The 14,817-nt window shown below is 68.3% G+C and carries 12 protein-coding genes; 7 read left to right on the forward strand and 5 right to left on the reverse strand.

Annotated features, from left to right (window positions below):
* Positions 1-934: histidine kinase (locus tag ACWDNU_RS41935; protein ID WP_449672934.1), on the reverse strand; the 934-nt coding region annotated here is incomplete at its 3' end.
* 135 nt (positions 935-1,069) lie between these two features.
* Between ACWDNU_RS41935 and ACWDNU_RS41940 the strand changes: the two genes are divergently transcribed.
* Positions 1,070-1,711: a DedA family protein gene (locus tag ACWDNU_RS41940; protein WP_449672935.1), complete on the forward strand. Its 642-nt coding sequence runs from the start codon at positions 1,070-1,072 to the stop codon at positions 1,709-1,711.
* A gap of 44 nt (positions 1,712-1,755) precedes the next feature.
* Here ACWDNU_RS41940 and ACWDNU_RS41945 read toward each other — a convergent pair whose 3' ends face one another.
* Positions 1,756-2,451 carry an NUDIX hydrolase gene (locus tag ACWDNU_RS41945; protein ID WP_449672943.1) on the reverse strand — a complete coding sequence of 232 codons (696 nt, stop codon included), beginning with the start codon at positions 2,449-2,451 and terminating at the stop codon, positions 1,756-1,758.
* Positions 2,452-2,785: 334 nt separating this feature from the next.
* Positions 2,786-3,502, reverse strand: coding sequence for an NUDIX hydrolase (locus ACWDNU_RS41950; RefSeq protein ID WP_449672936.1), 717 nt, complete (start codon positions 3,500-3,502; stop codon positions 2,786-2,788).
* A 278-nt stretch (positions 3,503-3,780) separates the two neighbouring features.
* Between ACWDNU_RS41950 and ACWDNU_RS41955 the strand changes: the two genes are divergently transcribed.
* The 4 genes from ACWDNU_RS41955 (at position 3,781) to ACWDNU_RS41970 (ending at position 9,101) form a co-directional block, all read left to right on the forward strand.
* Entirely contained in the window at positions 3,781-4,848 is a 1,068-nt protein-coding gene (locus ACWDNU_RS41955; RefSeq protein ID WP_449672937.1) for a phosphorylase family protein, read from the forward strand.
* A 386-nt stretch (positions 4,849-5,234) separates the two neighbouring features.
* Positions 5,235-6,389 (forward strand): hypothetical protein, encoded by a 1,155-nt coding sequence (locus ACWDNU_RS41960; RefSeq protein WP_449672938.1) that lies wholly within the window; start codon positions 5,235-5,237, stop codon positions 6,387-6,389.
* Between the two features lie 439 nt (positions 6,390-6,828).
* Positions 6,829-7,590 carry a DUF4253 domain-containing protein gene (locus ACWDNU_RS41965; RefSeq protein ID WP_370933764.1) on the forward strand — a complete coding sequence of 254 codons (762 nt, stop codon included), beginning with the start codon at positions 6,829-6,831 and terminating at the stop codon, positions 7,588-7,590.
* Positions 7,591-8,249: 659 nt separating this feature from the next.
* A complete protein-coding gene (locus ACWDNU_RS41970) occupies positions 8,250-9,101 on the forward strand; it encodes a DUF72 domain-containing protein (protein ID WP_449672939.1) in 852 nt (283 codons plus the stop codon).
* 687 nt (positions 9,102-9,788) lie between these two features.
* Here the strand turns inward: ACWDNU_RS41970 and ACWDNU_RS41975 are convergent.
* Positions 9,789-12,575, reverse strand: coding sequence for a BTAD domain-containing putative transcriptional regulator (locus ACWDNU_RS41975; RefSeq protein WP_449672940.1), 2,787 nt, complete (start codon positions 12,573-12,575; stop codon positions 9,789-9,791).
* A gap of 68 nt (positions 12,576-12,643) precedes the next feature.
* Between ACWDNU_RS41975 and ACWDNU_RS41980 the strand changes: the two genes are divergently transcribed.
* Together ACWDNU_RS41980 and ACWDNU_RS41985 are read left to right on the forward strand one after the other, a co-directional pair.
* A complete protein-coding gene (locus ACWDNU_RS41980) occupies positions 12,644-13,582 on the forward strand; it encodes an o-succinylbenzoate synthase (RefSeq protein WP_449672941.1) in 939 nt (312 codons plus the stop codon).
* Positions 13,583-13,667: 85 nt separating this feature from the next.
* Complete coding sequence (locus ACWDNU_RS41985) at positions 13,668-13,877, forward strand: PspC domain-containing protein (RefSeq protein ID WP_037807882.1); 210 nt, start codon at positions 13,668-13,670, stop codon at positions 13,875-13,877.
* A 97-nt stretch (positions 13,878-13,974) separates the two neighbouring features.
* Here ACWDNU_RS41985 and groEL read toward each other — a convergent pair.
* A partial coding sequence (gene groEL, locus ACWDNU_RS41990) for a chaperonin GroEL (RefSeq protein WP_449672942.1) occupies positions 13,975-14,817 on the reverse strand: 843 nt, incomplete at its 5' end.

Consider the following 14,817-nt stretch of genomic DNA (forward strand, 5'->3'; position numbering starts at 1 on the left):
TGACCTTATTGGCGCTGGCATGTTTGGCCGCATTGGTGACCGATTCGGACGCCACGAAGTAGACCACTGTCGCCATCTCCGGCGAGGGCTCGTCGAGCGCGTAACGAAGGTCGACCGGGATCGTGGCGCGTTCGGCCAGGGACTCCAGCGCGGCCTCAAGACCGCTTTCGTCGAGCGCGATCGGGTACACGCGCCAGCTCACCTCTCGGAGTTCGCGCAACGCTTCCTGCGATTCCTCGTGCGCCTGCCGGACCAGCTCAGCCACCCTCTCCGCGTCGCCAGCCCGCCGCGCGCGGCCGAGCAGCACTCCGAGCGCCACCAGCCTTTGCTGCACCCCGTCGTGCAAATCCCGCTCAATGCGCCGACGTTCGCCGTTGACCGCCTCGACCACTTCGCTCCGCGTCGTCGCCAGCTCGGACACCCGGCGCCGCAACAGTTCCTGACTGCTGGGCCCGAAGAACCGCCTCGCCAGCCTCCGATCGAGTGCGGCTGCCCCGATCAGCCCTTGTCCACAAAGGAATACCGCGATCGCGCCGAGTGCCAGAATCGGAAGCCAATCCAGCAGCGTCCCGTCCGGGGTACCGCCAGGCGCCCGGCCGGTGACCAGTTGAGCAAAGTAGAGCGCGCCAGCCACTGCGCCCGCGCCGATGCACACCCACACGCCCAGCGCGAGAAGCCCGGTGAGACTGCGCGGAACGAGGTACTGCAGGGCTCGGCGGCCATCGTAGTCGTCGCCGTTGCTGGCGTCGAAGAATCGCTGCAGACGGGCGCGCTCGACTTCGGCGAGCCTGCGTGCGCCGCGAAGCACCTTCGGCCGTGCCGCGGGGATGGCGAGGAGCGGTGCGGAGAGGACCACGTACGGCACCTCGATGAGCGCCGTCAGGGCACCTAGGCCGACGCCCGCCGTCCGGCGCAGCATTCGCGGTCTGTTCACGTTGATCAGGCTAGCCAGGCCGATGGCGGCGGAGTACTGCGGTTTTCCGCATTTCTCCGGGTGGCCGACAGCAATGTGTTGCGCCCCTTGCCTTTCTACCTTCGAAAACGTCACATCCGAAGTGAAAGGACTCCCGTGAACCTCTTGCTCGCCGCCCCCGCCGAACCCCTCACCGGACTCGCGGGCTGGGCCGTCGGCCTCATGGACTCCCTCGGCGGCATCGGCGCCGCGATCGTCGTCGGCCTGGACAACCTCTTCCCGCCGATCCCCAGCGAACTCGTCCTCCCGCTAGCCGGTTTCTCCGCGAGCCGCGGCACCTTCAGCCTCGCCGGAGCCCTCTTCTGGACCACCTTGGGCTCGCTCGCCGGAGCCGTGATCGTCTATTGGCTAGGCGCCCTGCTCGGCCGCGACCGCTGCCGGGCCCTGCTCAGCCGCCTGCCGCTGATGAACGCGACCGACTTCGACCGGACCGAAGCGTGGTTCACCCGCCACGGCGGCAAGGCGGTGTTCCTAGGCCGGATGGTGCCGATCTTCCGCAGCCTGATCTCGCTGCCCGCAGGCGTCGAACGCATGCCCTTCGGCCGCTTCCTGCTGCTCACGACGGCGGGCAGCCTGCTGTGGAACACAGCGTTCGTCGTGGCCGGCTACCTGCTCGGGGAGAGCTGGTCGCTGGTGGACCGCTACGCGTCGGTGTTCCAGTACATCGTGCTGGCCGCGGTGGCGATCGCGATCGGCCTCTTCGTGGCGGTTCGGGTGCGCCGCGTCTCCCGGAGCTGACTCTTGCCCCTGGCACCAGGCGAGCCAAGAGTCGGCACCAACCGTCACGATTCCTGGCGCTCGCCCGGCAGGTGCGCGAGTTTCGAGTGCTGTTCGCGCAATAGCGCGGGATGCAACCGGGTCGCCGCTCCCGCGCGGTAAAGAGTGGCGCGGCGGCCCCCCTCGCTGGCCGCCTTGCCGCCGGTCGGGACGAGAAACCCGTCGGCGCGGGTGACTTTCCGGTGAAAATTCGACGAGTCCAGTTCGGCGCCCCACACCGTCTCGTAGACCTCCCGCAGCTGCGTGACGGTGAACTCCGGCGGGCAGAACGTCGTCGCGAGGGTGGTGTGGGACAGCATGTCCCTGGCGTGCTCGACCGCGTCGGACAAGATCCGGTGGTGGTCGAACGCCAGTACCGCCGGATCCCCCAGCAGGCCCTCGACCGGTTCCCAGCGGGCAGCGCGGGCGTCACCGCCGGCGGTCGGGATCGGCAGATCCGGCATCAGTGCCACATAGGCGACGGAGACGACCCGGCCGCGCGGGTCCCGATCAGGACCGCCGTAACTGCGGAATTGCCGGACGTGCAAGCGCTCGGCGTCCAGCCCGGTCTCCTCCGCCAGTTCCCGCTGCGCGGCCTCGTCGAGGTTCTCGCCGTCCTCCAGAAACCCGCCCGGCAACGCGAGGCGGCCGCGGAACGGCGGCTTGGCGCGCTCGACCACCAGCACCCGCAAAGCCTGCTCGCGCACTGTCAGCACGATCATGTCGACCGCTACCGCTGACCCGAACCTGTTCTTCGTGCTCACGAACCCACGATACCTTCCAGTCACCTTGACCAAAAGTGCGGCGCTCCGCTACCGTACTAGCAGCGGACAGTACTTGTCATGGTGACCTTAATGGGACGCGGCCGCCAGTCCGTGCGATGTGCCAGCGATGGGCGTGACCATCCCGCGGGAGGACGGATCCATGAAGATCTTGTGCACCGTACGAACTCTTGCCTCGCTCATGCTCTGGTCGGCCGGGATCGGTTTCACCCTCGGCCTCGTCGTCAGCCAGCTCGTGCCCGCTTGAGCGACACGGGACGGGAGCCGAACACGGCTATTCCGGCCAGGGCGAGCTTCCGGAACCGCGCAGTATCGGCGGATGCATGAGCCGTGCACTACCAGGCCGGTAGAGCGCGGCGGGCCGCCCGCCGTCACGCTTGGTCCGCTCGCCTGTCGCCACCAGGAAGCCGTCGACACCGGTGATCTTGCGGTGGAAGTTGCGCGGGTCGAGCTTGTGGCCCCAAACCGTTTCGTACACGTGGCGCAGCTCGCTGATGGTGAACGGGGACGCGCAGAACGCGGCGCCGATCGTGGTGTATTCCAGCTTGCCACGAGCGCGTTCGACGGCGTCGGCGATTATCTCCCGATGGTCGAACGCCGTGGCCACCTCGTTGTCGAGCACGGCGGCAACCGGTATCCAGCGCGCGGCGCGGGCGTCTCCGCCCGGCACGGGCAAGGGAAGATTCGGTACCACGGCGAGATAGCAGACCGTCAGGACGCGGCCGCGTGGATCCCGGTCAGGCGCGCCGTACGTGCGCATCTGCTCCAGGTGCAGCGAATGCGACTCGAGCCCGGTTTCCTCGGCGAGTTCACGCGCGGCGGCGACGTCGAGATCCTCTTCCCGCGACGCGAGGAACCCGCCGGGCAGGGCAAGCATGCCCCGGAATGGCTTGATCGCGCGTTCGACCAGCAGGATCTGCAGCTTGCCGTCGCGCACGGTGAGAACGGCCAGGTCAACGGCCACCGCCACCCGGGGAATCTGCCAGGACATGGGCGAACCTTAACTTCTCGTCAGCTTGACGACAAATGCCCGGACCTCTACCCTCGTCCGATATCGTCAACCTGACGGAAAGAGGTCTCCTCCGAACCGCTTCTCGGCCAGCACGTTCGCGAAGCGACTGCGCGCACAACGCGCGTTCCCGGATACCAGGTCAGCCGTCAGACACCGGCTGTCAGAGCAGATACGCGTCGCCGGCGCGAAACACGCCCCGGCACCGTGCCCGGCGCTCTCCCGACTCCGCCAATTCCCGATCTTGGTGAGTAAACACAGTGACCCGTTCGACGCCTACCGTCGTTGTCCTGACAGCTATTCCCGTCGAGCAAAAATCGATGATCGAAACCATGGTCGCGGTCCGGCAGGAAATCCATTCCGCCGGAACGATCTTCCATCTCGGCCGCCTGCTGGACAGTCCGTGCCGGGTGGTGCTGGCCCGCACCGGCCAGGGAAACCAGATGGCCGCGGTCATCGCCGAACGCGCGATTTCGCACTACCAGCCGGATCTGGTGATGATGGTCGGGGTGGCGGGCGGGCTGCACACAGACCTCTCGCTCGGCGATGTCGTGGTGGCCGAAAAAGTCTATGCCGTGCACGGCGGCAAGGTGGATCCCACGGGATTCCGGGCCCGCCCGTGGTCGTGGCCCCCTGGCCACGATCTCGCCCAGCTGGCACAACTTGTCGCCGACGAGAACACCTGGCAGAACACGCTCCCCGACCGGCCCGAGGCGAAGGCTTTCGTCCGGCCGATCGCGTCGGGCGAAGTCGTGCTGGACTCGCCCGATTCGCCGTACGCGCAACAAATCAAGACGCACTACGGCGACGCCGCCGCAGTAGAAATGGAGGGTGCCGGAGTCGCGCTCGCCAGCCACCTCAACGCATCGGTGCCGGTTGTCGTCGTGCGAGGCATCAGCGACCACGCCGACGGCCGCAAGGAACATGCCGACCAGGCCGGCGGGCAGCAGCGGGCCGCACGCAACGCGGCGGCATTCGCCGTGGCGCTGCTCGCCGCGCTCAATCCGCGCGGGCGCGCACTGCGCGACCAGCTGCTGCACGGGACTGCCGAGGAGCGAATCGCGGCCGTCCGGCAACTGCACAGCCGCGGCAATCCGAATGTAATCCCATTGCTCGTGGAGGGTTTCTACGCCACTTCGGATCACGAGGTGAGCTGCCACATCATCCGCGCGCTGGGCGAATCGGGAACCGCGCCCGCCAAAACCGCTCTATTACAGCTGAATCCCCGCTACGCCATCGAACGACTCTTGATCGCGGACGCTCTCGGCATGCCGGGGGAACAATCAGAAGGAGACGAACTCCCGTGGGACGACGACAGTGGCCGCTAGGGCTGGCAACAGTCGTACTGACGACAGCTTGTGCCGGATGCACCTCCCCGGCCGCGGATCCAAATGCCGGCGAAGCCGCGTGCGTTCGCGACAAGACGCCGTACTCGGTGAATTCCGACCGGTACGCGAACGTCGGAAAACTCACCAGCTCCAACGGCACCAGCCGGCCTTTCGTCATTGTTCTCGACGAACAACACGCGTCGCGAGTCGGGCAAGTCGAGATCGCCATGATGCTCAACCGCCTCTACCACCAGGACCACCTGCGTCGTCTCGCGCTCGAGGGCACGGTCGTGGAGAAGAAGGCGCCGGACGCCAGGTGGTTCACGTCCAAACCGGACGCCGGGATCCGGACGGCCGTCGCCTTGCAGCTGCTGCGGGAGGGCGAGGTGAGCGCGGCCGACTTCGCGGCGATGGTGCTGCCCGGTTTCACCGAGCAGCCGATCGAGAAGGCCGACCAGTACGGCGTCGACCTGTCGGACAAGGGCAACCAGTCGTTCACCGGGTACCTCGTCGCCATTGCCGCGACGACCATGACGTCCGACCAGAACATCAGGGCGAACGAACTGCTCGAGCAGAAAAAGGACGACGAGGCCATCAAGTTCATCGTCGGCACCAGCCCGTGGACCAATGAGCGGTACCAGATGCTCCACCGCCTCACGCCGGTCGCGACCAATGAGGAGATGCAGCGCCTCGCCGACGAATTGGAGCAGAAGGCCACCGAGGTGAACGCCGATGTCACGAACTATCGCGCCGACCTCCAGGAGGCCCGGAAGTTCTTCGACATCACGGTGCAGCGCAGCAACGCGATGGCCGAGAACACGATGAAATTCGCCGCCGACAGCGTGGGCGAGTGCGCGCCGATCGCCATGGACGTCGGCGCGGCCCACACCAGCGAAGTCACGAATTACTTCCGCGGCAAGAACATGTCCTACGCGGCGGTGTCGCCGGCGTCGCTGTCGACGAATGCCAACAGCGGCGCCATCACTCTGGATGCCCTTCACCGCAAGGCCGCTGGCAAATCCGTCGACCCGATCGGCGGCCTCGGGTCCTTCATCGACGGCAGGCACAAGCCGCCGCCCGTCGTCGACCAGGACTGGCTCAAGGCCAAAGCCGACGTCGCATACGCCGCGATCGTCCTCGCCAGGGCGGCCGGCGGCGGCATGCAGCCCCCGTTCGGCCTTGACCGGGGCAAACTCGGCCTTGGCGGGGACGCCGTGCCGCCGGGCATCACCATCGACCTGCCCAGCATTCAGCTCATGCCGCGCGACGACAAGTCGGGAACCGACGTGCTCTTCAAGGTCACCATGGTGAAGCAAAACCTCACCATGTGGATGAAAGCCGGCGTCGTCGCGAAGCCGGCCGATCTGTCCAGCCAGCAGAGTCTGGAGCAAGCGCTCAGGCGCATGCGAGACGAGCTCGCCAAGGAGGCCACGCCCGAGGACGATCCGAAGGAACCGGCAAAGGTCGTCGCACTGAGCGGCGATGTCCACGTCGTCGTCGGGAAGAACAGGGATGACGTCGCATCCACGAAAATGGACTGACGGTGCCCGACCGGACGCTCGCACAGTGACGTGATCCCGGCGGAGCGCCGCCCGCATGCCGGTGGCCGACCACGCTGGTCGGCCACCGGCGCCTGCCGCCTCGGCACCCAGCAAGGACCAGAAACCCTCCGGTCTTCGCGCCGAACAGACCTTCCGGCCGTGTGGCGCCCTTCTTCTCCCCGCCGCACACTCGGCACCCCTCAGCTTCTCGTCGTCCAGCACGACATCGCCCGACCGCGAACCGGCCCGTCCGACCAGCCGAAACCCCCAGGCACACCCAGCTGACTCGGCGTTCGGCATCGGGTGCCAGCTGCCGCCCGATGCCAGCCTCCGCCTGTCACAGCACTCGAACGGATGAGCGACCAGGTCCTGGAAATTGTCAGTGGTTCGAACTACTGTTCGATGTGCAGGTACCGAACACCAGTTCGAGGGGAAGCTCATGACGATCGCACCGTTCCGCCCCGGCGTCGGGGCACCGCCGGTCCAGACCTTGCCGCCAGGGCGCTGGCACGGGCGCATCTGGGTGTCGGAGGAGCCGCTCGCGCGGCCGCAGCGGTACTTGAGCTGTGTCGCCGAGTTCGAGCGCTCCGGGTTGTGGCCCGTGCTGATCCCGCCCGACCAGCGCTTCACCGCCCGCGGCGAAGACTGGCTGGACGACCGCGGCCGCCTCGCCCCCGCCGGCCACCGCGTCGGCAACGCCGACCCAGCGGAGGTCCTGGCCCGCTGGTGGGACGGCTCTTGCTGCGACGGAGCCTGCCTGCGCCCGTTCGGCACCCGCTTCCCCGGGTTGGCGAAACGCTCGCACCGCCGCTCGGACCCGCTGGCCGAAGCAGGCAACACCGGCTCGATCCTGGCCGCCCGGACGCCCCACCGGCTGGGCCTGGTGCAAGCCGACCGTCCGGCCGACGTTCCCGCTCTCATCGGCTGGACGGGAATGATCAAGTCGACAGATCAGGTCGCGGAACTGTCGGCAGTCCTGCGCAGCTGGGAAGACCGCTTCGGCGCGACCTTGGTGACGCTCGGCTTCGACACGCTGGAACTGTCGGTGTCCGCCCCACCGCGCACCCTCGCCCGGGCACTGACGGTGGCCGCCGAGCACCGGGCGTTCAGCCTCCCGACGTATCTCGCGCAGCCGGGGAACCTGCGGGAGTACGCGAGTTCTCTGGTGCAGAGCCGCCGGTGGAGGTTCTCGTGGGCTTGAGGAAGTGAGCGATCGAGGTGGCCGGGCGGGCGCCCTGGAGCATCGGGGCGGGGATCGCCGAACCGTGACTGGCCTGTCCGAACCGGTCGGACCAGCTGGGAAGAACGCGATCGCCTCTGGCCGGGCGACTGGGCGACTGGGCGACTGGGCGACTGGGCGACTGGGATGAGCGTGCACTTGCCTCAGGAGCCCGGCAGATTCGACGAGCCACCGCAACAGGCAAGACTCGGCTCGCCGAGCAGGAAAAGCGATGCCCGTCGCGCTCCTGCCGCCCACCATGCCGCCCCACCCCCGCCACTCCGCCCTACCCCAGCGCCGCCATTCGCGTTCTCGCCTCGCACCGCCCGTTCGCGCCCCATCTCCGCACCTCGTTCCCGCCCCATCTCCGCACTACTCCTCGGACTCCGCTCATCGCGCCGAGGCATCCCCTCGTTCTCACTTCCCTGCCACGGCAAACGGGTCACCATCCCGCCGATTCGCCTTCTCACCGTCCCCTCCGAGTCCCGTCCCGACGGCCAGGCAACGGAGTCAACTCCATGAGACCCACGTCCCTTCGCTCAGGACGCATGTCCCAATCCTTAGCCCACCTGTCCGGAAAGCGGCCGCGCGGACGGGTTTACCGCAACCGTCCGCACGGGAACCCTCGGCGGCGAAAGGCGGTGAGCGAGATCGGCCAGATCCGAGTGGGCACGTCCGGTTGGCGATACCCGCCGTGGCGTGGCGCGTTCTACCCCTCCGGCCTGCCGCAGCGGCGCGAACTCGAGTACCTCTCCCGCCGGACGAACGCCGTCGAGATCAACGGATCCTTCTACTCACTGCAGCGCCCCGAGCGATACCGCGGCTGGCACGCCGAAACCCCGGCCGGGTTCCTGTTCGCGGTCAAGGGCGGCCGGTTCATCACCCATCTCAAGCAGCTGCGCGACGTCGAAACCGCACTCGCCAACTTCTACGCCTCGGGCGTCCTCGCGCTCGCCGGCAAACTGGGCCCGTTCCTCTGGCAACTCCCGCCACGACTGGCCTTCGACCCCGATCGAGTCTCCGCGTTCCTCGGCCAGCTCCCGCGCACCACCAGCGAAGCCGCCGCGCTCGGGGCGAAGCACGACGACAAGCTCAAGTCCGAAGCCTTCCTGGAATCAGAACCCGATCGACCTGTCCGGCACGCGCTCGAAGTGCGCCACCCGAGCTTCACCACAACCGAAGCGATGGACCTGCTCGAGAAACACCGAGTCGCACTGGTGACCGCCGACGCCGCCGCGCCGTGGCCGTACCGGGAGGACCAGACCACTGACTTCAGTTACGTCCGGCTGCACGGCTCGGAAGACCTCTACACCAGCAATTACTCCGACTCGGCCCTGCGCGCCTGGGCAGCGAAGATCACCGAATGGCACGACGGCGGCCGCCGGGACGTGCACGTTTACTTCGACAACGACAGCAAAGTCGCCGCCCCGCGCAATGCCGTCGCGCTGACCCGCCTGCTCGGCCTCCCCGCCGAAACCGACCCGGCACAGTGAGCGGACAGTGAGCGCACTTCGATTGGGTGGTGATACGGGCCGCCGGTGGTCTACGTGCTGCCGCTGGGGGTCGGCACGCGGACCACCGCGCCCCGCTGCTTTCCGGTGCCCAGCAGAGGAACCGTTCCGCCGAACGGCCGAAGCTGTCCGCGCACCAAGCCGACCAGGCTCGCTTGCCCGTGTCGGGATGGTCCAACCAATCCCGCCCCGCAGCAGCACGGCCGCATCAACCACTTGCCAAGGCCGCCACTGCACCTGGACCCGGCGCACGCCGGAATGATCCAGCCGAACTGCTCGCAACCAGCGGCCCAAGCCGCCACGATGTCGCCGCACCTTCCGCCGCGACAAACCGCATCCGGATTATCCAGCTGAACCGCTCGCCATCAGCGACCCAAGCCACCACGGTCTCGCTGCGCCCTCTGCCGCAGCAAACCGCGAACCGCATCCGCATGATCCAGCCGAACCGCAAACAACCAGCAGCCCAGCCCGCCACGATGTCGCCGCGCCTCCTGCCGCGGCAACCGCGAACCACATCCGCATTGGTCCAGCCGCACCGCGAGCAACCAGCAGCCCAAACCACCACGACGTCGCCACGCCCTCTGCCGCAGCAAACCGCGAACCACATCCGCATGACCCAGCCGCACCGCAAGCAACCAGCCGTCGCGCGCTCCGGCGATGCGGCCGAAATTACCTCCGCACCAACCCGGCCAGCTGCGCCCGTACCTGGTCCGCGTCCGGGTGATCCAACCTCGTCAACAACCGAACCGCACGCAGCCAGCAGTCCCGTGCGGCAGCGGTGCGGCCGTAGCGCAGATGCGCCGCCCCCAGTTCCGACAGGACGTCCGCTGCCTCATATTCCTCGTCCATCGCGAAGAACATGTCGACCGCTTCCGACAGGCACTCGATGCCCTCCACGTGCCGGCCCAGGCCCAGCAGTGCGCGGGCGCGGGCGGCCAGCGAGAAACGGCCCTGTGGCAGGTCGTCCGGCGGGACCAAGGCCAGCGCCTCGTCCGCGAGCGACAGCGCTTGCGGGTAGTCGCCCATCATCGCGCACAGGTCGCCCAAAGCGCGCAGAACGTTCGCCTCCACCGAGGTGAAACCCAGTTCCCGCGTGATTTCCAGCGAACGCAGGCCATGCCGGTAAGCCTCTGGGAAATCCTCGATGCTCTGCGCGGTCATCGCCAGGTTGTAACGCGCCCGCGCCTCCCCTGGCAGTGAGCCCAGTTCCAGCTGCACGGCCAGCGCCTGCTCCAGATATTCGCGCGCCAGTACGTAGTTCCGGGCGACTCCTTCGATCACGCCTAGTCCATTGAGGATCGCCGCTTCGCCGTGCCGTTCGCCGGAATTTCGCGCCGCGCGCAGGCCGATCTCGAAGACGTAGCGCCATTCGTCCACCCGGGCGCGGCCGGCGAAATAGGTGAACAGCGACCAGGCCAGCCGCCAGCATTGCGCGTATCGGCCGATCCGGAACGACCACTGGATCACCGAGATCAGGTTCCCGTGTTCTTCGCTGAACCAGGCCAAAGCACGGTGGAAGTCCGAGAACTCCTGTGCGCCAGCCTCGGCAACCGGTCCGATTTCATCCATCAGCTGGTTCGGGCGCATCGCCAAACCCGCGTTCCGCGCCGACGCGATGAACCAGTCGAGCAACCGCGAACTGGCTTCCGCGCGCTCGTCGGCAGTGTCCTCCTGCTCCGACAATTCGTTCGCATAGGCGCGGATCAGGTCGTGGAACTGGTACCGGCCCGGTTTCGGCTGGATGAGCAGGTGAGTCGAGACGAGGGTGTCGAGAGCGCCGCGAGTTTCCTTTTCGGACCGTCCGCTGAGTGCGACTGCCATGCCCAGCGACAAATCCGGGCCGGCCGACAGCGCCAGCAATCGCAGCAGCCGGGCCGCGGCCGGGCACAGAACCCGGTAGGAGTAAGAGAAAACTGTGCGAATGTTGGTCTCGTCGCCGTCGCCCAGGTCGAAGGTGCTTAAGCGGCCTGCGTCCGAGGGCAAAGCTGCTACGAACTCGTCCAGCGGCAGCCGAGGGAACTGGGCCGCGCGGACGGCGAGGATTCGGATCGCCAGCGGAAGCCCGCCGCAATACTGCACGAATCGACCAGCTGCGACCGGGTCCTCATACACCCGTTCGACGCCGATGGCCGACGCGAGAAGCTCCACCGCCTCTTCACTGTCCAATTCGGACAAAGCGATTCGGCGGGCGCCGTGGGTCGCGACCAGGCCGCGCAGTTGCCAGCGGCTCGTCACTACGACCAGACATCCGGGGCCAGGCAGCAGCGAACGTACTTGTTCGGTGCTGTTCGCGTTGTCCAGCACTACCAATAGCCGTCGGCCGGTGGTGAAAGTGCGCCAAGTGGCAGCGCGTTCGTCCAAACCGGACGGGATCCGGTCAGCGGGGACGCCCAGCGCGATGAGCATTGTCTCCAGCGCGGCGATCGGCGACACCGGTGCGCCCGGGCCGTAACCGCGCAGGTCCAGAAACACCTGGCCGCCGGTGAAACGATCGGCGATCTGGTGTGCGAAGTGGACAGACAGGGTTGTTTTCCCTTGTCCGCCCATACCTTCCACTGAGGCGATCGGCGTGGAGGTGCCGTCGTCCAGGGCTTCCGGCAATAACGCGCGGAGAGCCTTCAAGTCTGCTGCGCGACCGGCGAACGCGCCGAGGTCGGCCGGAAGCTGGTGCGGCACATGGGGTTCCAGAGGAGTCCGGAATCGCGCGCCCTCGTCGCCGCCCAGTACTAACCGGTGTGCGCGCTGCAGTCCGGCACCAGGGTCCAGGCCCAGTTCTTCGGCGAGCAGTCCGCTGATCCGCCGGTAGACGTCCAGCGCCTCAGCCTGCCGTCCGGAGCGGAGCAGCGCGTACATCAGCTGCTCGTGCGGCCGTTCGCGCAGCGGATGTTCGCGCGTCAGACGCTCCAGCTCAGGCACAACGGTGTCGTACTCGCCGACGGTCACCAGCGTCTCGGCCCACAGCTCGCGCACCCGCGTGCGTTCCTCCGCGAGCTGTCCGACCTCGTCCCGGTGCAGCGCGTCCGACTCCACGTTCTGCAGCGCCGAGCCCCGCCACTGTCCCAGTGCGTCCTCGAAGTACCCCGCCGCGCGCCGGTGCTCGCCGCGCTCCGCGGCACTGCGGCCGCGCGCCGCGAACTGCCGGAACCTGCCGAGGTCCACCGCGTTTTCGTCGACTTCCAACAGATAGCCGCCGCGTTCGGTGCGGATCGCCGCGCCGTCGCCGAGCGCTCGGCGCAGCCGCAGGACATACGTCTGCAGCGCGCCTTTCGACCGCCGCTGGTCGTCGCCCCACAGCCAGTGGCTGAGCACGTCGACCGACACCAGCCGGTTCGCCCGCAACAGGAGTCCGGCGAGCACGATCAACGGGCGGCTGCCGCCCAGCGGCACCACCTGGTCCCCGGCCAGCACCTCGGCCGGGCCGAGCACCCGGAAGTCGAGGCCGTCCACACGTTCCATTGTGGCGTTGAGACGGCCCCTGCGGCACCTCGGTTCCCGTCACCGCGGCGATGGCATGATCGGCAGTCATGCAGGTTTACGCGCTCCCGCTGCACACCCGGTTCCGGGACATCACCGTCCGTGAAGGACTGTTGCTCCGCGGCCCCGCCGGCTGGGGAGAGTTCTGCCCGTTCGCTGACTATTCGGACACCGAGAGCGCGCCCTGGCTCGCCGCCGCGCTCGAAGCGAGCGAAGAAGGCTGGCCCGCGCCGGTCCGCGACCGTATTGAGGTGAACACGACAGTCCCGATTGTGTCGCCGGAACGCGCGCACGAACTGGTCCGTACCTCTGGCTGCCGCACGGCGAAGGTCAAGGTCGCCGACAAACGCGCGACGCTCGCCGAGGACTGCGCGCGCATCGAAGCGGTGCGCGACGCCCTGGGTCCCTCCGGCGCGATCCGGGTCGACGCCAACACCGCGTGGGATGTCGACACCGCCGTGCACGCGCTCGGCGAACTGGATCGCGCGGCCGGTGGACTGGAGTACGCCGAACAGCCCTGCCCCACGATCGACGACCTGGCCGCCGTCCGGCGTCGCGTGTCGGTGCGGATCGCGGCCGACGAATCGATCCGCCGCGCGGAAGATCCGTTGAAGGTCGCCGTCGCCGGGGCCGCCGACATCGCCGTGCTCAAGGTCGCCCCGCTCGGCGGAGTCCGCCGGGCGCTGGAGGTCGCGGAGGCTTGCGGGCTGCCGTGCGTGGTGTCGTCGGCAGTGGAGACCAGCGTCGGGCTGGCCGCCGGGCTCGCGCTCGCCGGGGCGTTGCCGGAGCTGGACTTCGCCTGCGGACTCGGCACGATGTCGTTGCTGCGCGGGGATGTCTGCTCCGAAACACTGTCCCCTGTGGACGGTTATCTGCCGGTGCTGCGACAGGCCCCGGAACCCGACGCGTACGCCGGGTTCGCCGCGTCGCCCGAGGTGGCAGCGGCGTGGCTGGACCGGTTCGAGCGGGTCCGCCGGATCAGCGGGTAAGGGAGACTTCAGGGTCGCGGCCCCGGGGCTATCTCCGGGGCGATCCCGGATGTGCCGCCCGTCCCGGTCGCGGAGTATTGCTGTCATGACGGACAACGTGCAGGCCGCACCGGCCAAGAAGATCTTCCGCAGCCGCTCCGACCGCATGCTCACCGGCGTGTGCGGCGGCTGGGCGAACTACCTCAACGTCGACCCCTCGATGGTGCGCATCGCCGCGGTCGCCGGGGCCGTGCTCTCGGCCGGGGTCATTCTCCCGGTCTACGCCGCCGCGGCCGTGCTGACGCCCGAAGACTGATCGCCCGGCACCGTGCCCCGGGAGCTGCTGGCACAGAAACGGGCGAAGCCCGGCCCACCGCGAGGGTGAACCGGGCTTCGCCGGAAAGCAGCCGAACTCAGAAGTCCATGCCACCCATGCCGCCGGACGGGTCGGCCGGAGCGGCAGCAGCCTTCTCCGGCTTGTCCGCGACGACAGCCTCGGTGGTCAGGAACAGCGCCGCGATGGAAGCGGCGTTCTGCAGCGCGGAGCGGGTGACCTTCGTCGGGTCCGGCACGCCGGCCGCGAGCAGGTCCTCGTACTCGCCGGTGGCGGCGTTCAGGCCGTGGCCCTGCGGGAGGGACTTGACCTTCTCCGCCACGACGCCGCCCTCGAGACCGGCGTTGATCGCGATCTGCTTGAGCGGAGCCTCGACGGCGACCTTGACGATGTTCGCGCCAGTGGCCTCGTCACCGGTCAGCTTCAGGCCCGCGAAAGCGGCCTCGGCAGCCTGGATCAGGGCCACGCCGCCGCCGGCGACGATGCCCTCTTCCACAGCGGCCTTGGCGTTGCGCACCGCGTCCTCGATGCGGTGCTTGCGCTCCTTCAGCTCGACCTCGGTCGCGGCGCCGGCCTTGATGACGGCCACGCCGCCGGCCAGCTTCGCGAGCCGCTCCTGCAGCTTCTCGCGGTCGTAGTCCGAGTCGGAGTTCTCGATCTCCGCGCGGATCTGGTTGACGCGACCCTGGATCTGGTCGGCGTCGCCCGCACCCTCGACGATGGTGGTCTCGTCCCGGGTGATGACGGCCTTGCGGGCACGGCCCAGCAGCGACAGGTCCGCGTTCTCCAGCTTGAGGCCGACGTCCTCGGAGATGACCTGGCCGCCGGTCAGGATCGCGATGTCCTGCAGGATCGCCTTGCGGCGGTCGCCGAAGTGTTCGGCACCGTCGAGAAACTCGCCGACGCCGGACACGACCCGCGC

The sequence above is a fragment of the Amycolatopsis sp. NPDC003676 genome (assembly GCF_053587275.1).

Bases quoted from the DNA above. Each gene is read 5' to 3' on its own strand.
- ACWDNU_RS41945 (WP_449672943.1), bottom strand. From the start codon at position 2,451: ATGATCGTGCTGACAGTGCGCGAGCAGGCTTTGCGGGTGCTGGTGGTC.
- ACWDNU_RS41950 (WP_449672936.1), bottom strand. From the start codon at position 3,502: ATGTCCTGGCAGATTCCCCGGGTGGCGGTGGCCGTTGACCTGGCCGTT.
- ACWDNU_RS41965 (WP_370933764.1), top strand. From the start codon at position 6,829: ATGACGATCGCACCGTTCCGCCCCGGCGTCGGGGCACCGCCGGTCCAG.
- ACWDNU_RS41975 (WP_449672940.1), bottom strand. From the start codon at position 12,575: ATGGAACGTGTGGACGGCCTCGACTTCCGGGTGCTCGGCCCGGCCGAG.
- ACWDNU_RS41980 (WP_449672941.1), top strand. From the start codon at position 12,644: ATGCAGGTTTACGCGCTCCCGCTGCACACCCGGTTCCGGGACATCACC.
- ACWDNU_RS41985 (WP_037807882.1), top strand. From the start codon at position 13,668: ATGACGGACAACGTGCAGGCCGCACCGGCCAAGAAGATCTTCCGCAGC.